We start from the raw sequence: 17,984 nt of genomic DNA, 5'->3' as shown, positions 1-17,984 counted from the left end.
GGCGGCCCGAAGCAGATCGACCAGGTCGCCGCCCGCGCCGCGGTCGCCGCCTACCTCGACGCGGCGGGCGGCGTCCAGGACCACGAGGTCGACTTCCCCGTGGTCGGCGCCGAGACCCAGATCCGGGTGAGCGTGCAGATCACCTACAGCCGGGACCTGCTGAGTCTGTTCGGCGTGCAGAAATCCGCCACCGTCACCGGTGAGGCCACCGCTCGGGCGCTCACCGGCCCACCGTAGGAAGGGAAGGCCGCCATGGGCGCACCCCGACGCTCCCCCGTCCGCCGCGCCGGCCAGGTTCTCACCGGCCTCGGCGCCCTCGTCGTGCTCGTCGGCGTGCTGGCCGGCGGGCCGGTCGCGCTGCTGGCGTTCGCCGGCAACCCGCTGCCGGATCACCTGCCCACGTTCGCCGAGATCGGTACGACGTTGACCAGCCGCGACGACGGTCAACTGTTCCTGCGCGCGCTGGCGGTGGTGGGCTGGTTCGGCTGGGCCACGTTCGCGTTCTCCGTCGTGGTGGAGCTGCTCGCGGCTGCGGTACGCCGGCCGGCGCCGAAGCTGCCCGGCATGCACCGCCAGCAGAAGGCCGCAGCCGCGCTCGTCGGTTCGGTCGCGCTGATCCTGGCCGCGAGCCCGGCCGCGGCGAGCGCCGCCGCGCTGACCGCCCCGCAGCCGGCGGTCGCCGCTTCTGCCGTCACCGCGCCGAGCCGGGTCGCGCCGCCGGCCCCGGTCGCGTCGAAGGCGGACGACCCGGCCGTGTACCGGGTGGCGAAGGGCGACTACCTGGGTGAGGTGGCCGACCGCTACCTGGACGACTTCGACAGGTACAAGGAGCTGGCCCGGCTGAACCGGCTCGCCGACCCGGACCGGATCCGCCCCGGCCAGCTCATCACGCTGCCGGACGGCGCGACGGACTCCGGTGCCCGGCGGCACGCCACCGGGCGGCTGGTGGTCACCAAGCCGGCCCAGACCGCACCGGTCAAGCCGGGTGGCGGCGGCGCGTCGTCGAGCGCGCCGGCGGCGAAGCCGAAGCCCACCCCGCGGGACGCGACGCCCACAGTGGAGGCGCCGGTCGGTCAGCCGCCGGCCATGTCGGCGGGCGCGTCCCGGCCCACCGCCGAGGAGGGCATCAACCGTCCGCTCGCCCTCTCGGCGGGGCTGGCGGTCGCGAGCAAGGTGGGGGCGCAGATCGGCGCGCTGCTCGGGTTGCGCAAGCGGCCGGTGCCCGCCCGCGCGGGGTCCAGCGGGCGGCACCGGCGGGACTGAGTCAGGGCAGCCGGGCCTCGACCCGGCCGGACACCACGCGGGTGGGGAGCACGATCTGGTCGTTCGCGGCCGGGCCGTGCACCACCTCGCCGCCGTTGAGCCGGAACGCGCTGCCGTGCCAGGGGCAGACCACGCAGGCGTGACCGTCGATCTGCTCCACAGTGCCCTCGCCGAGCGGGCCGCTCTGGTGCGGGCAGCGCTCCAGCATCACCGTGACGTCGTCGCCGTCCCGGTAGAGGATCACCGAGACGTCGTCGATCTTCTTGGTGACCAGTTCGTGCCGGGGCAGGCTGCCCAGGTCGCCGACCCGGTGCCAGCCGTCGCTGATCAGGTGCAGCTCGGAGACGCTCTGGCTGGCCTGGGCGCCCTGCTTGTACGCGAGGTGCCCACCCAGGTACGCGCCACCGCTGGCGGCGGACAGACCGAGGTACGACAGCGCCCGGCCGAGGCCGTGCCGCCCGTTGAGGCGGGCCGCCAGCGAGCCGGCGTACAGCGCCAGGCCGACCGTGTTGGCGGCGGCGTGCACCAGGCCGATCCGGCGCTGGTCGCGGGAGAGCGTGGCCCAGTCGTTGAGCCCGGCGACCGCCGCGGGCAGCGCGCTGACCGTACCGAGACCCACCAGCGCGGTGGCGGCCCGGCGCTGGCCGGGCAGCAGGTCCACCACGGCGGCGGAGATCCACGCGCCGACCGGCACCTGCACCATCGCGGGGTGCAGCGGATGGCCGAGCCACACGCCGTGCAGCGCGTCGCGTACCCGCTGGGAACGCAACGTGCCCTGGACGGCGCGCTGCAACCGGTCACCCACCCGGTCGAGACCGGTGGCCTGTTCGATCTTCGTCAGTAGTTCGCGCACCCGTTCCGACTTCCCGGCAGGAGAGCCCCCAAACCGGACGCCCCGGAATTCCCTCGCACGACCTCCGCGCTGGATATACTCAGGCTGCTGATCGTATATAGGGAGCCGCGATGACCAAGATCCTGGTGGACGTCGACGACGAGGCGCTGGCGGATGCCGCCGAGGCGTTCGGCACGAAGACCAAGAAGGACACGGTGAACGTCGCTCTCCGCGAGGGCGCGGCGAGACTGCGCCGCGCCCGGGCGCTGGCGGACCTGGCCGAGCGCGGGCAGGCCGGTGACTTCGACGAACTGCTCGACAAGGATGCCTACCGCTCGTGAAGCTGGCCGACTATCTGATCGACACCAGCGCCCTCGTCCGGCTTCTGCGTGATCCCGACGTGCTGGCGCGCTGGGAACAGCAGGTGACAGCGGGTCTGCTCGCCGTGTGCCCGCTGGTCGAGCTGGAATTCCTCTACACCGCCCGCTCGGTCGCCGACCGGGCGCGCCTGACCGAGCAGCTCCGTGCCGCCTTCGGCTGGGTGGTCATGCCGGACCGGATCTACGAACGCGCCGCCGAGATCCAGGGCGAGCTGACCGCGCGGGGGACGCACCGCTCGGCGGGCGCGGTCGACCTGCTCATCGCCGCCACCGCCGAGTACCACGGCCTCTCGCTGCTGCACTACGACCGGGACTTCGACCAGGTCGGCGCCGTCACCGGCCAGCCGATGCGCTGGCTGACCCGATCCGGCTCGATCAAATAGGGCGTAGCCACGGCAGCGCCGTCGCGGGCATGCTGAGCCCATGGGGGTACGCGTCGAGCACGCCGGTGCCGTGACCACTGTGATCCTGGACCGGCCCGAGGCCCGTAACGCCGTGGACGGGCCGACCGCACGAGCGCTCGCCGACGCGTTCCGCGCGTTCGACGCCGACCCGGACGCGGCGGTCGCGGTGCTCTGGGGCGCGGGCGGCACGTTCTGCTCCGGCGCCGATCTGAAGGCCGTCGGCACGCCGCGCGGCAACCGCGTCGAGCCCGAGGGGGACGGACCGATGGGCCCCACCCGGATGCGGCTGTCCAAGCCGGTGATCGCGGCGATCTCCGGGTACGCGGTGGCCGGCGGCCTGGAGCTGGCGCTCTGGTGCGATCTGCGGGTCGCCGAGTCGGACGCGACGCTCGGCGTGTTCTGCCGCCGGTGGGGCGTACCGCTGATCGACGGCGGGACGGTCCGGCTGCCCCGGCTGATCGGCGAGAGCCGGGCGATGGACCTGATCCTCACCGGACGCCCGGTCGGCGCCGACGAGGCGTACGCGATGGGTCTGGTCAACCGGCTCGTCGCGCCGGGTGCGGCCCGCGCGGCGGCCGAGGAGCTGGCCGCCGCGATCGCCGGGCATCCGCAGACGTGCCTGCGCAACGACCGGGCGGCGGTGCTGGACGGCGCGGGGCGGCCGGAGCCGGAGGCGATGGCCACCGAGCTGGCCTACGGCATGGAGTCGCTGGCGGTGGACGGGGTACGCGGGGCCGGCCGGTTCGCCGCCGGGGCCGGCCGCCACGGTGCGCCGGCCGGCTGAGGCGTCACTTCAGGGCGCGCAACGCGTCCTCGATGGCCCGGTGGAACGTCGGGTACGCGTAGATCATGTGCCGGAGCTGGCTGATCGGCACCGCCGCGTGCACCGCCACGACGAGCGCGGAGAGCACCTCGCCGCCGGCCGGTCCGGCCGAGGTGGCCCCGATGAGCACGCCCTGGTCGGCGTCGGCGACCAGCTTGATGAACCCGGCGTTGCCGGTCTTGTGGATCCAGCCCCGGGCCGACGAGGTGAGATCGGCGTATCCGACCTGGACGTTGACGCCGCGCTCGCGGGCCTGCTGCTCGGTGAGGCCGACCGCGCCGACCTCGGGGTCGGTGAACGTGACCCGGGGCAGCGCCCGGTAGTCGGCGACCGGGACGCTGCCCGGCGCGACGCTCGACCCGCCCGCGCTCATCGCGCCGCCGACCGAGCTGACCACACCGGCCGCGCCGCCGACCACGCTCGCGGTGCCGCTGGCGTCCGGGCCGCCCTTGGTACGCCGCATGTGGTCGAGGACGTCGGCCACCACGATGCCGGCCTGGTACATGGCGATGTGGGTGAACGCGCCCTCACCGGTGAGGTCACCGACCGCCCAGATCCCGTCGGTGACGTGCATCCGGTCGTTCACCGGCAGGTAGCGCTGCCCGGCGTCCACCCCGACCGTGTCCAGGCCCAACTCCTCCAGGTGCGCCTTGCGGCCGGTCACCACGAGCAGCTTCTCGCCGGTGAACTCGGCGCCGTCGGCGTACACGGTGAACGCGCCGCCGTCGTAGCCGACCCGGCCGGCCTTGACCCCGGTGTGGATCTCCACCCCGTCGGCGCGCAGCGCGTCGGCGGCGAGCGCTGACGCCTCCGGCTCCTCGACGGCGAGCACCCGGTCGGCCGCTTCGATGACCGTCACCCGCACGCCGAACCGGGCGAAGACCTGCGCGAGTTCCAGCCCGATCGCGCCGCCGCCGAGCACCAGCAGCGACGCGGGCAGCTCCTCCACCTCGATGGCCTGGTGATTCGTCCAGTACGGCGTGTCGGCCAGCCCGTCGATCGGCGGGACCGAGGGCCGGGTGCCGGTGCCGAGGACCACGCCGTACCGGGCCTGGAACACCTGGTCGCCGACGCGTACCCGGTTCGGGCCGTCGAGCCGTCCGCTGCCCCGGACGAACCGGCCGCCCTTGCCGGTGAAGCGGTCCACCGCCACCTTGTCGTCCCAGGTGTCGGTGGCCTCGACCCGGATCCGCTTCGCCACCGGCGCCCAGTCCGGCCGCACCTGGGCGGACCCGGCCAGCTCGTTCACCCGGTGCGCCTCGGCCAGCGCGTTCGCCGCCCGGATCATCATCTTGCTCGGCACGCACCCCCAGTAGGGGCACTCGCCGCCGACCAGGTCCCGTTCGATGCCGACCACTGTGAGGCCGGCCTCGGCGAGCCGTCCGGCCACCTCCTCGCCGCCGACGCCGAGCCCGACCACTACTACGTCAACCTGTTCCGGCTCCGCCATTCCGCAAGCATTCCGTACCTTCGGGACACCGGCCACCGCACCGGCCCCGAATTCCCGCGCTCGTCACGAACGCGACCGCCTACCGTGGCCGCATGCACACGCGCTTCACCCCGGTCCGGGACTGCTTCCACGACCTGTTCGTCACCGGCCGGGAGACCGGCGCGTCGCTCGCGGTGCGGCACGACGGCGTACCGGTGATCGAGCTGATGGGCGGCACGGCGGCGGCGGTCCCGCCCAGTGCGGTCGTGCCGATGGCAGGGGCGGACCGGGCGTGGCGTCCGGACACGCTCGTGGACGTCTACTCGACCGGCAAGCCGGTGGTGGCGCTCTGTCTGCTGCTGCTCGTCGACCGGGGCGGGGTCGACCTGGACGCGCCGGTGTCGGCGTACTGGCCGGAGTTCCGCACCCCGGCGACCGTCCGGCAGGTCCTCGCCCACACCGCCGGGCTGCCCGCCTTCCCGGTGCCCCGGCCCGCCGCGGCCATCGCCGACTGGGGCCTGCTCTGCGCCGACCTGGCGGCGGCCGAGCCGGAGTGGGACCCGGGCGCCGTCGCGGGCGAGCACGCCTGGACGTACGGGCACCTGGTGGGCGAGTTGGTCCGCCGGGTGGACGGGCGGCCGGTGGGCCGGTTCCTGGCCGAGGAGATCGCCGGTCCGTGGCGCCTGGACCTGGCCTTCGGGCTGGGTGAGACCGACCGGCGGCGGTGCGCCGACCTGTCGTACGCCGATCCGGCCTGGCCGGACGCGATACGCGGCGAGCCGGGTTCGTTGCGGGCGCGGGCGCTGGACAACCCGCCCGGCGGGCGCGACGTCGCGATGGTGAACAGCGACCTCTGGCGGGCCGCCGAGATCCCGGCGGTGAACCTGCACGCCACCGCCGCCGGGCTCGCCCGGCTGTACGCGGGCCTGCTCGCCGGCGGCACCCTGGACGGGGTACGCCTGTTCAGCCCGGAGCTGGTCGCCGAGGCGACGCGGGTGCAGTATTCCGGGCCGGACCTGCTGCTGGACCGGCCGGTGGACTGGACGCTCGGCATGCAGTGGGAGCCGGACGGCAGCTGGGGCATGGGCGGGATCGGCGGCAGCAGCGCCTGGGCCGACCCGGAGCGGGGCTACACCTTCGCGTACGCGACCGCCCGGCTGGCCGACCACGATCGGGTGGAGGAGCTGGTCGAGGCGCTGCACTCCTGCCTCTGACGGTCAGTCACGTTCTGTGATTCCGGCGCGTCGTCACGCAGCGCATTCGACCGGCAGTCGCGCCTGGCTCCCCTTTTCCGACTTTGCTCTGCACCCATTGGCGCAGCACCGAGTTGAGCAGCGGATTTCCGCTAGGTCCGAAATCCGCGAGAGGCCCGCACCGGTCACGTTCCGCAACGGGTGCGGATATGGCTGCAGAGCAAAGTCGGCGGAGGTGGATGGCGCGGGCTGGAGGTGCAGTCACCCGCAGTAATCGTGGGCGCCGTGCTGCGGCCCGCTCGGGCTGTGCGTCAGCGACGTTGGGCTCGTGTGACGTTCGCGCTCGTGCGCGGGCGGCGGGCGGCGAGGGGCGAGGGCGTCAGCGGAGCCAGACCGGGTCGGCGCCGGGCACCTCCAGCGGCGGCGGGTAGTCGAGCGTGCGACGCACAGCGTCGGGCAGCCGCCACGGCTGGTGCACCGCCTTGCCCGCCACCGATTCCAGCTCCGGCACCCACCGCCGCACGTACGCGCCGTCGGGGTCGTAGCGCTCGGCCTGCCGTACCGGGTTGAAGCCGCGGTACGGCCGGGTGTCGTTGCCGGTGCCGGCCACCCACTGCCAGTTGCCGGAGTTGTTGACCCGGTCGCCGTCGAGCAACCACCGGAAGAAGACTTCCAGGCCGGGCCGCCAGTCCAGCCCGAGGTGCTTGGTCAGGTAGCCGGCGGTGATCAGGCGGGCCCGGTTGTGCATCCAGCCCTCGGCGCGCATCTGACGCATGCCGGCGTCCACGATCGGCATGCCGGTCCGTCCCTCGGTCCAGGCGTCGAGCGCGTGCTCGTCGTACCGCCAGTCCTCCCGGGCGCCCCGCCGGTAGGCGGCCGTGGACAGGTCCGGGAATCCGGCGACGACCTGGTGGTAGAAGTCGCGCCAGCAGAGCTGCCGGACGAACGGGCCGTCGCGGTCGCCGGCCCGGGTCGCCACCGCCAGCGGGGAGACGCAGCCGAAGCGCAGGTACGGGCTGAGCCGGGAGGTCTCGTCGCCGGCCATGTCGTCGTGGATGTCGTCGTACCGATGGAGGGTGGGCAGCCAGGCGGTGAGCCGGCGGCGGGCGGCGTTCTCCCCGCCCACGGCGGCGGCCGGGCTGTCGCCCTTGGGCGGGTCGGGCAGGCGGCCCGGGTCGACGCCGTCGGGCAGCCGGACCCGCTTCGGCGCGGCCAGTTCGTCCCGCAGGCGCACGCCCTGCCAGGCGCGGAAGTAGGGGCTGAACACGCGGTAGTGGTCGCCGCCGCTCGGGCGCAGCGCGCCCGGCTCGACGATCGTCAGGCCGGGGAACAGCCGCAGGAACATGCGGTGCCGGTCGCACTCGGCGCGCAGGCGGCGTTCCCGGCGGCGGGCGTAGTGGCTGACGTCGGCGGAGAGCCCGACGCCCTCGGCGCCCACCTTCCGGGCCAGCTTCACCGTCTCGGCCACCGGGTCGCCGCGCCTGATCACCAGGTCGCCGCCGCGCTTGCGCAGCGCCTCGCGCAGGTCGGCCAGGCTCTGGTGCAGGAAGCGGGTGCGGTTCGGCGAGAGCTTCTGCAACTCCGGGTCGAGCACGTAGAGCGGCACCACCCGCTCGAACGCGGAGCAGGCGGCCGCCAGCGCCGGGTGGTCGTGCACCCGCAGGTCGCGGGTGAACAGCACGACCGCCGTCCGGCCGGTCATCCGGCCAGGGCCGGTTCCAGCGCCGGGCCGGGCACCTGAACCGGCGTGCCGGGCGGGGTGAGCAGCGCCCGCGCGGCCACCGCCATCCGGCGCCGCTGCGGCACCAGGGCCCGGCGGACGAAGACGTCGTAGTCCTGCGCGGCGACCTCGTCCAGGATGCCGCCGTAGAGCGCGTACGCGGTGCGCATGCACGCCTGCGAGGCGGGGTTGAGCAGCGGGATGCCCGGCGCGGCGGCGAGGTAGTGGGCCTGCGCGCGGGTCACCTCGTACTCGATCAGCTCGCGGATGCGCGGCGTGGTGCGACCGGCGGCCTTGGCCGCGACGAGGTCGGCGCGGGTGACGTCGAACTTGGCCAGATCCTCGTCGGGCAGGTAGGTCCGGCCCCGGTCGAGGTCCTCGGCGACGTCCCGGATGAAGTTGGTGAGCTGGAAGGCGAAGCCGAGCTGGCGGGCGGGCTCCCGGGCGGCGGCCGGGTCGGAGCTGCCCAGGATCGGCAGCATCATGGTGCCGATGACGGCGGCCGAGCCCTCCATGTAGTCGAGCAGGTCGTCGTAGGTCGGGTACGACATCACCGTCAGGTCCATCGCCATGCTGCGCAGGAACGACGCGAAGTCGTCGCGGTCCAGGTCGAACACGGCGATGGTGTGCAGCACGGCGGGGAGCAGCGGGTCGTCGACCGACGCGCCGTGCAGCCCGGCCACGAATCGATCCGACCACTCGCGCAGCCGGGCCGCGCGCTCGGCGGGCGGCAGGTCCTCGGTGCGGTCGACGATCTCGTCCGCGTAGCGGGTGAATCCGTACAAGGCGTGCACATGTCGCCGTTTCCAGGCGGGGAGCAGCCGGGTGGCGAGATAGTAGGTACGGCCGTGACGCCGGTGCAGCTCGCGGCAGCGGTCATAGGCGGCGGCCAGATCCACGTCCATCGGCCCTCCTCAGTTTCGACGCAGCAATCGACGCAACTCGTAACCCTAGGGTACGCTCGCCCACATGGCCAACGACGCAGTTGCGGGTAATGCGCTCCGCGTCGCGCCGGCTCAGGCCGGGGCGACGGACGATCCGGTCCGCGGCGTACTGGCCGCGTTCACGAAAGACCTGATCAAAGGGGTCGATGAGACGCTGGTGGCGTTCCTGGCCGCAGAAGTCGATTCGCTGACCGAGATCGACGCAGCGATGGGTGCATTCGCCGCAACCGCGCGCGACTGCGTGCTGGCCGGCGGCAAACGGGTCCGGCCCACGTTCGCGTACTGGGGATGGCGGGGCGCTGTCGGCGGGGAGGAACCGATGTGTTCGGTGCTCCCGGCCCTGTCCGCCCTCGAACTGCTGCACACGTTCGCGCTCGTGCACGACGACGTGATGGACGCCTCCGACACCCGGCGCGGGCTGCCGACCGCGCACCGGGCCGCCGCCGCCCGGCACCGCGCCGCCGGGCACGCGGGCGACCCCGACCGGTACGGCGAAGCGGTCGCCGTACTCATCGGCGACCTCTGCATGGTGTGGGCCGACCGGCTCATGGGCCACGCGGCGGTCCCCGCCGAGCGGCTGCTCGACGTGCGCCGCTGCTACGACCAGATGCGGGTGGAGACGGTCGCCGGGCAGTTCCTGGACGTGCTCGGCGAGAACGACGCGGGGAACTGGACGGTCGACCGGGCGCTACGGGTGGCCCGGTACAAGACCGCCAGCTACACGGTCCAGCGGCCGCTGCTCTTCGGCGCCTGCCTGGCCGGCACCGACGCGGACGACCCGCTCATCGCCGCGTACACCCGGTACGGGCTGGCCGTCGGCGAGGCGTTCCAGCTCCGCGACGACCTGCTCGGCGTCTACGGCGACCCGGAGACCACCGGCAAGCCGGCCGGGGACGACCTACGTACCGGCAAGCCGACCGCGCTGCTGATGCTGGCCCGGCAGCTCGCCGACCCGGCGCAGCGCCGTGCGCTGGACCGGGCCGGCTCGGTCACCACGGCACGCGACGTGGACCGGCTTGCCGACGTGGTCCGCGACACCGGCGCCACCGCCCGGGTGGAACGGATGATCGCCGACCGGGTCACCGAGGCGCTCGCCGCGCTCGGCACCGCACCGATCGACGAGACCGCGCGCACCGCGCTGACGGGTCTCGCCACCGCCGCCACCGCGCGGCGGGCATGATGAGCAACTTCGCGAGCAAGGGGGCCGGAATGCGTACCGTCAAGGGACGGACCGACCGGGTGGTGGTGGTCGGCGCCGGGCTGGGTGGGCTGGCGTGCGCGCTGCACCTGGCCGGCAGCGGCCGGCAGGTGACGGTGCTGGAGCGCGAGCCGGTGCCCGGCGGGCGCGCCGGGCGGCTCAGCGTCGACGGGTACGAGTTCGACACCGGTCCGACCGTCCTCACCATGCCCGACCTGATCGCCGAAGCGCTCGGCGCGGTCGGCGAGGAGCTGACCGACTGGCTCGACCTGAGCCCGCTCGACCCGGCGTACCGCGCCTACTACCCGGACGGGTCGACGCTCGACGTCATCACCGACACCACCCGGATGGCGGCCGAGATCGCGCGTGTCTGCGGTCCCCGGGAGGCGGACGGCTACCTGCGTTTCGTCGACTACGCCCGCAACCTGTGGCAGTGGGAACGGGCCGACTTCATCGAGCGCAACCTCGACGCGCCGACCGACCTGCTCACCGGCAACCTGCTGAAGTTGTTCGCCAACGGCGCCTTCCGGCGGCTCCAGACGAAGATCAACCAGTTCTTCCGCGACCCGCGTACCCAGCGGATCTTCTCCTTCCAGGCCATGTACGCGGGCCTGTCGCCGCACGACGCGCTGGCGATCTACGCGGTCATCGCGTACCTCGACTCGGTGGCCGGTGTCTGCTTCCCGCGCGGCGGCATCCACGCGGTCTCCCGCGGGATGGCCGGCGCGGCCGAGAAGCACGGCGTGCAGTTCCGGTACGGCACCACGGTGACCCGGGTGGAGACCGCCAACGGCCGCGCCACCGGCGTGATCACCTCCGACGGCGACTTCGTCCCCGCCGACACGGTGGTGCTCAACCCCGACCTGCCGGTCGCCTACGAGGACCTGCTGCCGCCCAGCCGGCAACGCAAGCTCACCTACTCGCCGTCCTGCGTGGTGCTGCACATCGGTTCGACGCAGGGCTATGGCAAGATCGCCCACCACAACATCCACTTCGGGCGCTCCTGGAAGGGGACGTTCGACGAGGTGATCCGCCGAGGCGAGCTGATGACCGACCCGTCGCTGCTGGTGACGAACCCGAGCCGCACCGACCCGTCGGTGGCGCCGGCCGGGAAGCACACCTACTACGTGCTGGCGCCGGTGCCGAACCTGGAGCGGGCGCCGTTCGACTGGACGGGCGACCTCACCCAGCGGTACGCCGACCAACTCGTAGGCACGCTGGAGGAACGCGGATACGTCGGCTTCGGCGACGGCATCGAGGTGATGCGGGCCGTCACCCCGGCCGACTGGGCGGCACAGGGCATGGCTGCCGGCACGCCGTTCGCCGCCGCGCACAGCCTCTTCCAGACCGGGCCGTTCCGCCCCTCCAACCTGCACCGGAAGCTGGACAACGTGGTCTTCGTCGGCTCCGGCACGCAGCCGGGCGTGGGGGTACCGATGGTGCTGATCAGCGGCAAGCTCGCGGCGGCCCGGATCACCGGGGCGACGGCATGAGCGAGCGGGAGGAACACCTGGTCGAGCTGGTCGGCGACGACGGGCAGGTGCTCGGCGAGACCACCGTGGCGACCGCCCACCAGCCACCCGGCCGGCTGCACCGGGCCTTCTCGGTGCTCCTGGTCGACCCGCAGGGGCGGGTGCTGCTGCAGCAGCGGGCTGCGGTGAAGACGCGGTTCCCGCTGCGCTGGGCGAACTCCTGCTGCGGGCACCCGCTGCCGGGCCAGTCGCTGACCGAGGCCGCCAACCGGCGGCTCGGCGAGGAACTCGGCGTCGGCCCGGTCGAGCTCACCGAGGTGGGCGTCTACATCTACTACGCCGAGGACCCGGCGACCGGCCGCGTCGAGTTCGAGTACGACCACGTGCTGCGCGCCGACGTACCCGCCGACCTGGTGACGCGGCCCGATCCGGACGAGGTGGCCGAGCTGCGCTGGGCCGACCCCGGCGCGGTGGTGGCCGACCTGGACGCCGACCCCCGCGCGTACGCCCCGTGGCTGGGCGGCGTGGTCAACCGGCTGCTGCATCCGGCGGGCCCGGCCCGGCCGGGCGTCGCGGCCTCCGAGGCACCGGAGCGGTCGGGTGGCCGATGAGGCGCTGAGCGCGGGGGCCGTGGCACGCCGGTTGGGTGTGGCGGTCACCACGCTGCGCACCTGGCACCAGCGGTACGGCCTCGGTCCCAGCGAGCACGTGCCGGGCCACCACCGGCGCTACACGCCCGCCGACCTCGCCCGCCTGGAGATCATGCGCCGGCTGACCACCGAGGGGGTGGCGCCCGCCGAGGCGGCCCGCTGGGCCCGGCAGGCCCCGGCCGTGCCGTCGCCGGACCGGCTCGCGCTCAAGGCACGGACCTCGGCGGTACGCGACGGCGGCGGCACGACCATCCCGGTCGGCCGGGCCGGCCCCGCCGCACGGGGGCTGGCCCGTGCCGCGATGCGCCTGGACTCGGTGACCATCGCGCGGACCATCGCCGAGGCGCTCGCCGCCGACGGGGTGGTGGCGACCTGGGAGGGGCTGCTCCGGCCGGTGCTCACCGGGATCGGGGAACGGCACGCCGCCACCGCCGGCCTGATCGAGGTGGAACACCTGATGTCCCGGTGCGTCTCGGTGGCGTTCGCCACGGTGATCCGGGCCCACCCGAACGGCGGACCGCCCCGGATCCTGCTCTCCTGCGCCGACGAGGAACAGCACTCGTTGCCGCTGGAGGCGCTCGCCGCCGCGCTCGCGGAGGCCGGTGTGAGCTGTCGCATGCTCGGCGCCCGGGTGCCGTTGCCCGCCCTGGTGGAGGCGGTCAACCGGACCGGGCCGGCGGCCGTGGTCCTCTGGTCGCACACCCGCGCGACCGCCGACCCGTGCCAGCTCACCGCGCTGCTGACCGTCCCCCGCCGGCCGCTGCTGGTGCTCGCCGCCGGGCCCGGCTGGCGGGCCGACTCGCTGCCGGCCGGGGTGGTCCGGCCAGTGGATCTGGCCGAGGCGCTCTCCCTCGCCCTGGCGGTACGGGACTCGCTGGACCAGTCGACGAAGGGCTGACGGCCCTTTTCGCTCCGGGGCGCGTCCACTACGGTCGGAAAGTCCGTCTGACCCCGACCCCTCCGGGAGCGACGAATGCGTCCACGCGCCCTGCCGGCGCTCGCCCTGGGCCTGGTGCTCCTCGTCACCGCCTGCGGCGAAGCCGGCAAGTCACCCGATCAGGCGGCGGCCTCGCCGTCGGTCTCGGCGTCGCCGTCGCCCGTGACGAAGCCCTCACCGACCCCGACCGCCACCCCCAGGAAGCCGAAGCTGCGCCCGGTGCCCAAGAAGCTCCCGGCGGGCCTGCACCGGGCCAGCGGGAGCAGCGGGGTGGCGCTCACCTTCGACGACGGGCCGGATCCCCGCTACACCCCGCAGATCCTGGCCCAGCTCCGGGCGGCCCGGGTCACCGCGACGTTCTGCGTGGTCGGCCAGCAGGCCAAGCGCTACCCGGAGCTGGTGGCCCGGATCGTCCGCGAGGGTCACCAGCTCTGCAACCACAGCTGGCACCACGACGTGAACCTCGGCCGGCGGTCGGCCACCGAGATCCGGGCCGACCTGGAACGGACCAACGACGCCATCCGCGCCGCCGCGCCCAAGGCGCCGATCACCTGGTTCCGCCAGCCCGGCGGCCGGTGGACCGCCGAGGAGATCGTGGTGGCCCGGCAGATGGGCCTGCGCCCGCTGCACTGGAGCGTGGACCCGCAGGACTGGGACCACCCGCCGGCGAAGACGATCATCAAGCGGGTGAAGGGCGCCACCCGGAACGGCTCGATCGTGCTGATGCACGACGCGGGCGGTGACCGGGCCCAGACGATGGCCGCGTGCCGGCACCTGATCCCGGACCTGAAGCGGCGGTACGGGATCGCGCGACTACCCTGACCTGCGGTTTTGCCCGGCGTCGCGGCCATGCCCATACCGGTTTGGCCGTCCGTGCAGACATGACATATGCTTCTCCTGCCTCCGGCGGGGCCGGATGGGAGCAAGTCCGCTTGAAGTTGCGAGTGTGCAATGATGGCGGGGCCGCCCTCATCGTCTAGCGGCCCAGGACGCCGCCCTTTCAAGGCGGTAGCACGGGTTCGAATCCCGTTGGGGGCACGGTCCGGCTCGCGCCGGATGCAACACCAGCCAGGTCCTGTGGAGCAGTTGGAGTGCTCGCCGCCCTGTCAAGGCGGAGGTCGCGGGTTCAAGTCCCGTCAGGACCGCAAGCGCTGACGCCGCGCAGCTCAATGCGCGGCGTTCTGCGTATCGGCTCGTGCGGTAGCATGTGCCGAGCACCACGGCCAGGTAGCTCAGTTGGTACGAGCGTCCGACTGAAAATCGGAAGGTCGGCGGTTCGACCCCGCCCCTGGCCACATAGCCTTTCGCCGGGCTACAGGAACGCCGACCAGCGGATACGCAGGTCGGCGTTCTGCTTTTCAGCCCAGATGGGCCGCCTCCGCCCGCAGATGCTCGAGAAAGTGCGTGACCGCCGGCGGCGGCGTCCTGCCCCGCACGGTCGCCGCGAATATCTGCCGCACCGACTCGTCGTCCGGGTGCAGGCGCAGCAGGGCGATGTCCGGCGGGGTTCCGCGTACCGCCAGGGCCGGAACCAGGGCCACCCCCAACCCGGCGGCGACGCATCCCAGCTTGCCGGTCCACTCGGCCGCGACGATGTCGATGCGCGGCGAGAAACCGCTGGGCAGGCTTGCGCGGAGCAGGCTGTTCTCCGCGGTGGCCGAGCCCACGACGAACGCTTCCGGGGCGAGGTCGGCCAGGCGCACCGAGCGGCGGCGCGCCAGCCGGTGGTCACGCGCGACCGCGACCAGGAGCCGCTCGTCGAGCAGGTGTCGCAGGTCGAATCGTTCGCGGTCCAGCTCGCCCGTGGGCGAGGTGCTGACCACTGCCACATCCGCCTCCTCGGCGAGCAGGCGCTCCAGCAGCCGCGGCGTCACGCCCTCGACCAGCGACAGCGAGACCTCCGGGTAGGCCGAGCGGAACGACGCCATCGCCCGGGGTACGAGGGCCGCGACAGCGGTCGGGAAGGCGCCCACACGCAGCCGCCCTCGGCCGAGCCCGCGCAGGTCGTCGAGGTCACGCCGGGCCGCGGCGAGCCGGTCGAGGACCGCCTCGGCGTGCGGGAGCAGCTCTCGTCCCTCCTCGGTGAGGGCGACGCCGCGGGGCAGCCGGTCGAAGAGCCGGGCGCCGATGTCGGCCTCGAGCGCGGCTATCTGCCGGGAGACAGCCGACTGGGTGAAGCTGAGGGCGCGCGCGGCGGTGGTGATCGAGCCGTGCCGCGCGACGGTGCGGAACACCTCCAGCAGCTGAGTCTCCATGGGCAGGCATGGTAATCACGCATGGCAGGCATGCAAGACATTCGTTGGTCGCATTACCCTCACCGGCCTAGCGTTACCGCGTGAAGATCATCGCGGTCCTCGGGACCGGGCACATGGGTACGCCGATCGCGCGCCGCCTCCTGGCCGGTGGCAACCGGGTCAGAGTGTGGAACCGCAGCCCGGAGCGTTCGGAGCCGCTCGCGGCGGTCGGCGCCACGGTGGCCGCGAGCCCGTCCGCCGCGGTCGACGGAGCCGAGGTCGTCGTCGTCATGCTCGCCGACGCCGGCGCGGTCGAGACGGTGCTGTTCGGGCCGGACGGCGCCGCCACCGCGCTCCGACCCGGGACGGTCGTGGTGCAGATGTCGACGATCGGGCCGGACGAAGTCCGAGCGGTGGCCGGCCGGCTTCCGGCGGGCGTCTACCTCCTCGACGCCCCCGTCGGCGGCAGCGTCAACGCCGCCCGGGCCGGCACGCTGGTGATCTTCGCGGGCGGCCCTGCCGATGCCGTGGAGAGGGCGGCTCCGGTGCTGGGGCAGCTCGGGACGGTCCGTCACTGCGGTCCGATCGGCGCAGGTGCCGCCGTCAAACTCGTCGCGAACACGGGCCTGGTGACGGCTGTCGCCGCGCTGCACGACGCGCTGGCTGTCGCCGCAGCGCTCGGTGTCGACAGGCAGACCGCCCTCGACGTGCTCGACCGTGGGGCCCTCGGCGGCGCGGTCGGACGGGCCACCGCCCCGGGCGCCTCGTTCGCAGTCACGATGGCGGCGAAGGATGCCCGGCTGGCGCTGCGCCGCCCGGTGCCGGCCCCCGTGCTGGAGGCCGCCCTCGACCTGATGCGGGCCGCGCCGGACCAGGACGCCGATCTCTCCTCCCTAGTCTCCCCCGACTTCTGCGAAGGGACGCCGATGCGCCTCACCCTGGACAACCCCGAATCCGTCGCGGCCCCGTTCGGCGACCGCTTCGCGCACGTCGCCCGGATCGATGTCGGCGGCGGCGCGCTGCTGATGCTCGCCGGACAGGTCGCCGTCGACGACGACGGCGAGGTGGTGGCCCCCGGCGACGCAGGCGCCCAGGCCGAACGGATCTTCGAGATCGTGGGCGGCGTGCTCGCGGCGCACGGCGCGAGCTTCGACGACGTGCTGCACATCCGCACGTTCATGACGGACCTGGCTGACCTGCCGGCGTACGCGGCCGTCCGGCGACGGCTCTTCACTGGCACACCGCCGCCGGCGAGCACGACTGTCGAGGTCAGCAGGCTCTTCCTGCCCGGTGCCGTGCTCGAGGTCGAGGTCACGGCCGTGGTCCGGTCCCGCTAGGTGTCGCGACGATTGCGCTTCCCGGTCGACGGGCCGTGTCCACGGCCGGCACAGGTCGCCACCCTGAGTACCTAACGGGTGTATGGTCCCCGGCAACGGCGGCGGCGCCTACGGTGAGCCCGCTGAGTGACGGACGGAATGAGGCAGGTGAGCACCAGAAGGTCGCATGTGCGGACGCTGCGTACGGCTCTGACGTCGGTCCTCGTACTGGCCGTGATCCTGGTGGGCGGGTGCGGCCGGATCTCGGGGCTCCTGGATTCCGTCTCCCTGTTCCATCCGGTGTGGGCCGCCGACGGCTGGGTCTACTACCTGCGGGAGGTGACCTCGACCTCGGGCTCGGGAGTAGCCGAGGTGTGGCGGCAGCGGCCCGACGGGAGCGGCGAGGAAGCCGTTCTCACGCGCGCCCCGGCGGTGCCCGCCTGCGAAGCGGGCTTGTTCAGCTTCTTGTTCGCCGACCCCGACGGCGACCTCGGGGTGGCCCTCGAATGCGGCTGGGACGGAACGGAGCTGCTCACCTACTCGCCGGCCGACAAGACGTTCGAGCCTCTGGCGTCGACGCGCTTCCTCGCCGGTGCCGCACTCGTGAACGGTGACGGCAGGGGATATGTGCAGGCGCGCCGGGAGTGCGGGCCGGGGGGAATCCAGCTGCTCGCTGACGGGAAGGCGTCTGAGTTCCCCTCTCCGGTGACGGTCGACGGGACAACCTTCAACCTCAGTGGCAGTGATACGGGTTGCGAGTCCATGGTGCTGGTGCGGTCGCCGGCAACCATGGGTGAGCGGCTGTTCTTCATCACCGCACCCGACACCCTCGGCAGGTTGCCGCTGCCTGTCGAGGTGTATCCGTCTGACTTCACCTGGCACCTGACCGAGTGGGACGTCGGATCGGCCACGGCCAGGTTCCTCGCGGAGCTTCCCGGGCTCGCCGACCTGGCGGTGTCGCCGGACGGCAGGTCGGTGATCGCCGCCGTCGCGTCGGATCACGTGGGCGGCGTGTGGTCGGTCGACGTCGACACCGGGAAGAAGACGCGGATCGCCGACGGTGAGCGCGCGTACCACCCGAGCTTCTCTCCGGACGGCAAGCGGTTCGTCTACGTCGAGGCCTTCAGGCGGCTGAGGTTCGCCGAGGCACGGTAGTCGCCGGCCGGCTCACGCCGCGAGGGACGCCCCG

General features: G+C 73.4%; 17 protein-coding genes, 3 tRNA genes and 1 pseudogene. 16 read left to right on the top strand and 5 right to left on the bottom strand.

Annotated features, from left to right (window positions below):
- Together KBX43_RS18925 and KBX43_RS18920 are read left to right on the top strand one after the other, a co-directional pair.
- Positions 1-237: pseudogene (locus tag KBX43_RS18925) on the top strand (hypothetical protein); the annotation flags it as partial.
- Between the two features lie 15 nt (positions 238-252).
- Complete coding sequence (locus tag KBX43_RS18920; RefSeq protein ID WP_210886076.1) at positions 253-1,263, top strand: LysM peptidoglycan-binding domain-containing protein; 1,011 nt, start codon at positions 253-255, stop codon at positions 1,261-1,263.
- Position 1,264: 1 nt separating this feature from the next.
- Here KBX43_RS18920 and KBX43_RS18915 read toward each other — a convergent pair whose 3' ends face one another.
- Complete coding sequence (locus KBX43_RS18915; RefSeq protein WP_030500629.1) at positions 1,265-2,116, bottom strand: Rieske 2Fe-2S domain-containing protein; 852 nt, start codon at positions 2,114-2,116, stop codon at positions 1,265-1,267.
- 110 nt (positions 2,117-2,226) lie between these two features.
- Here KBX43_RS18915 and KBX43_RS18910 point away from each other — a divergent pair, with 110 nt between their 5' ends.
- From KBX43_RS18910 to KBX43_RS18900, 3 genes are read left to right on the top strand one after another with little or no spacing between them, the layout of a single operon-like run.
- Positions 2,227-2,436 (top strand): type II toxin-antitoxin system VapB family antitoxin, encoded by a 210-nt coding sequence (locus KBX43_RS18910; RefSeq protein ID WP_210886061.1) that lies wholly within the window; start codon positions 2,227-2,229, stop codon positions 2,434-2,436.
- A complete protein-coding gene (locus KBX43_RS18905) occupies positions 2,433-2,858 on the top strand; it encodes a PIN domain nuclease (protein ID WP_210886060.1) in 426 nt (141 codons plus the stop codon). Before KBX43_RS18910 ends, KBX43_RS18905 begins: the two co-directional genes overlap by 4 nt.
- A gap of 40 nt (positions 2,859-2,898) precedes the next feature.
- Positions 2,899-3,663 carry a crotonase/enoyl-CoA hydratase family protein gene (locus KBX43_RS18900; protein ID WP_210886057.1) on the top strand — a complete coding sequence of 255 codons (765 nt, stop codon included), beginning with the start codon at positions 2,899-2,901 and terminating at the stop codon, positions 3,661-3,663.
- 4 nt (positions 3,664-3,667) lie between these two features.
- Here the strand turns inward: KBX43_RS18900 and KBX43_RS18895 are convergent, their stop codons facing one another.
- The gene (locus tag KBX43_RS18895) at positions 3,668-5,152 is read right to left on the bottom strand and encodes an NAD(P)/FAD-dependent oxidoreductase (RefSeq protein WP_210886046.1); all 1,485 of its coding nucleotides are present in this window, start codon (positions 5,150-5,152) and stop codon (positions 3,668-3,670) included.
- 92 nt (positions 5,153-5,244) lie between these two features.
- On the opposite strand from KBX43_RS18895, the gene KBX43_RS18890 reads away from it, so the two are divergent.
- Positions 5,245-6,345, top strand: a complete 1,101-nt coding sequence (locus tag KBX43_RS18890; RefSeq protein WP_210886043.1) for a serine hydrolase — start codon at positions 5,245-5,247, stop codon at positions 6,343-6,345.
- A gap of 358 nt (positions 6,346-6,703) precedes the next feature.
- Here KBX43_RS18890 and KBX43_RS18885 read toward each other — a convergent pair whose 3' ends face one another.
- Both KBX43_RS18885 and KBX43_RS18880 read right to left on the bottom strand, forming a co-directional pair.
- Positions 6,704-8,026, bottom strand: a complete 1,323-nt coding sequence (locus KBX43_RS18885; protein WP_069088150.1) for a deoxyribodipyrimidine photo-lyase — start codon at positions 8,024-8,026, stop codon at positions 6,704-6,706.
- Complete coding sequence (locus KBX43_RS18880) at positions 8,023-8,949, bottom strand: phytoene/squalene synthase family protein (RefSeq protein ID WP_043327518.1); 927 nt, start codon at positions 8,947-8,949, stop codon at positions 8,023-8,025. Before KBX43_RS18880 ends, KBX43_RS18885 begins: the two co-directional genes overlap by 4 nt.
- Positions 8,950-9,013: 64 nt before the next feature.
- On the opposite strand from KBX43_RS18880, the gene KBX43_RS18875 reads away from it, so the two are divergent.
- The 8 genes from KBX43_RS18875 to KBX43_RS18840 all read left to right on the top strand — a co-directional run bounded on the left by KBX43_RS18875 (position 9,014) and on the right by KBX43_RS18840 (position 14,540).
- The gene (locus KBX43_RS18875; protein ID WP_043327519.1) at positions 9,014-10,168 is read left to right on the top strand and encodes a polyprenyl synthetase family protein; all 1,155 of its coding nucleotides are present in this window, start codon (positions 9,014-9,016) and stop codon (positions 10,166-10,168) included.
- Between the two features lie 29 nt (positions 10,169-10,197).
- On the top strand, positions 10,198-11,679 hold the full coding sequence (gene crtI, locus KBX43_RS18870; protein WP_181373707.1) for a phytoene desaturase family protein: 1,482 nt from the start codon (positions 10,198-10,200) through the stop codon (positions 11,677-11,679).
- Positions 11,676-12,269 carry an isopentenyl-diphosphate Delta-isomerase gene (gene idi / locus KBX43_RS18865; protein ID WP_043327521.1) on the top strand — a complete coding sequence of 198 codons (594 nt, stop codon included), beginning with the start codon at positions 11,676-11,678 and terminating at the stop codon, positions 12,267-12,269. The genes crtI and idi overlap by 4 nt, the downstream gene beginning before the upstream one ends.
- Positions 12,259-13,206, top strand: coding sequence for a MerR family transcriptional regulator (locus KBX43_RS18860; RefSeq protein WP_210886040.1), 948 nt, complete (start codon positions 12,259-12,261; stop codon positions 13,204-13,206). Before idi ends, KBX43_RS18860 begins: the two co-directional genes overlap by 11 nt.
- 75 nt (positions 13,207-13,281) lie before the next feature.
- The gene (locus KBX43_RS18855) at positions 13,282-14,067 is read left to right on the top strand and encodes a polysaccharide deacetylase family protein (RefSeq protein WP_043327523.1); all 786 of its coding nucleotides are present in this window, start codon (positions 13,282-13,284) and stop codon (positions 14,065-14,067) included.
- Positions 14,068-14,210: 143 nt separating this feature from the next.
- Positions 14,211-14,283: transfer RNA gene (locus tag KBX43_RS18850), tRNA-Glu, on the top strand.
- Positions 14,284-14,316: 33 nt separating this feature from the next.
- A tRNA-Asp gene (locus tag KBX43_RS18845) sits at positions 14,317-14,390 on the top strand.
- Between the two features lie 76 nt (positions 14,391-14,466).
- Positions 14,467-14,540 (top strand) — tRNA-Phe (locus KBX43_RS18840).
- A 63-nt stretch (positions 14,541-14,603) separates the two neighbouring features.
- Here KBX43_RS18840 and KBX43_RS18835 read toward each other — a convergent pair.
- Complete coding sequence (locus KBX43_RS18835) at positions 14,604-15,500, bottom strand: LysR family transcriptional regulator (RefSeq protein ID WP_043327524.1); 897 nt, start codon at positions 15,498-15,500, stop codon at positions 14,604-14,606.
- An 80-nt stretch (positions 15,501-15,580) separates the two neighbouring features.
- Between KBX43_RS18835 and KBX43_RS32125 the strand changes: the two genes are divergently transcribed.
- Both KBX43_RS32125 and KBX43_RS18825 read left to right on the top strand, forming a co-directional pair.
- A complete protein-coding gene (locus KBX43_RS32125; protein WP_210886036.1) occupies positions 15,581-16,816 on the top strand; it encodes an NAD(P)-binding domain-containing protein in 1,236 nt (411 codons plus the stop codon).
- Between the two features lie 147 nt (positions 16,817-16,963).
- Positions 16,964-17,950: a hypothetical protein gene (locus KBX43_RS18825; RefSeq protein ID WP_307851557.1), complete on the top strand. Its 987-nt coding sequence runs from the start codon at positions 16,964-16,966 to the stop codon at positions 17,948-17,950.
- Positions 17,951-17,984: the final 34 nt, after the last annotated feature.

The sequence above is a fragment of the Micromonospora sp. C41 genome (assembly GCF_018070485.1).
GTDB classification, from domain to species: Bacteria; Actinomycetota; Actinomycetes; order Mycobacteriales; family Micromonosporaceae; genus Micromonospora; species Micromonospora chalcea.
Note: the sequence above shows the minus strand (reverse complement) of the source record. Positions and strands in the feature narration are given on the sequence as shown.

Excerpts from the sequence above, each read along its gene's own strand:
- KBX43_RS18920 (WP_210886076.1), top strand. The coding sequence starts at position 253 with ATGGGCGCACCCCGACGCTCCCCCGTCCGCCGCGCCGGCCAGGTTCTC.
- KBX43_RS18910 (WP_210886061.1), top strand. The coding sequence starts at position 2,227 with ATGACCAAGATCCTGGTGGACGTCGACGACGAGGCGCTGGCGGATGCC.
- KBX43_RS18900 (WP_210886057.1), top strand. The coding sequence starts at position 2,899 with ATGGGGGTACGCGTCGAGCACGCCGGTGCCGTGACCACTGTGATCCTG.
- KBX43_RS18895 (WP_210886046.1), bottom strand. The coding sequence starts at position 5,152 with ATGGCGGAGCCGGAACAGGTTGACGTAGTAGTGGTCGGGCTCGGCGTC.
- KBX43_RS18890 (WP_210886043.1), top strand. The coding sequence starts at position 5,245 with ATGCACACGCGCTTCACCCCGGTCCGGGACTGCTTCCACGACCTGTTC.
- KBX43_RS18885 (WP_069088150.1), bottom strand. The coding sequence starts at position 8,026 with ATGACCGGCCGGACGGCGGTCGTGCTGTTCACCCGCGACCTGCGGGTG.
- KBX43_RS18880 (WP_043327518.1), bottom strand. The coding sequence starts at position 8,949 with ATGGACGTGGATCTGGCCGCCGCCTATGACCGCTGCCGCGAGCTGCAC.
- KBX43_RS18875 (WP_043327519.1), top strand. The coding sequence starts at position 9,014 with ATGGCCAACGACGCAGTTGCGGGTAATGCGCTCCGCGTCGCGCCGGCT.
- crtI (WP_181373707.1), top strand. The coding sequence starts at position 10,198 with ATGCGTACCGTCAAGGGACGGACCGACCGGGTGGTGGTGGTCGGCGCC.
- idi (WP_043327521.1), top strand. The coding sequence starts at position 11,676 with ATGAGCGAGCGGGAGGAACACCTGGTCGAGCTGGTCGGCGACGACGGG.
- KBX43_RS18855 (WP_043327523.1), top strand. The coding sequence starts at position 13,282 with ATGCGTCCACGCGCCCTGCCGGCGCTCGCCCTGGGCCTGGTGCTCCTC.
- KBX43_RS18835 (WP_043327524.1), bottom strand. The coding sequence starts at position 15,500 with ATGGAGACTCAGCTGCTGGAGGTGTTCCGCACCGTCGCGCGGCACGGC.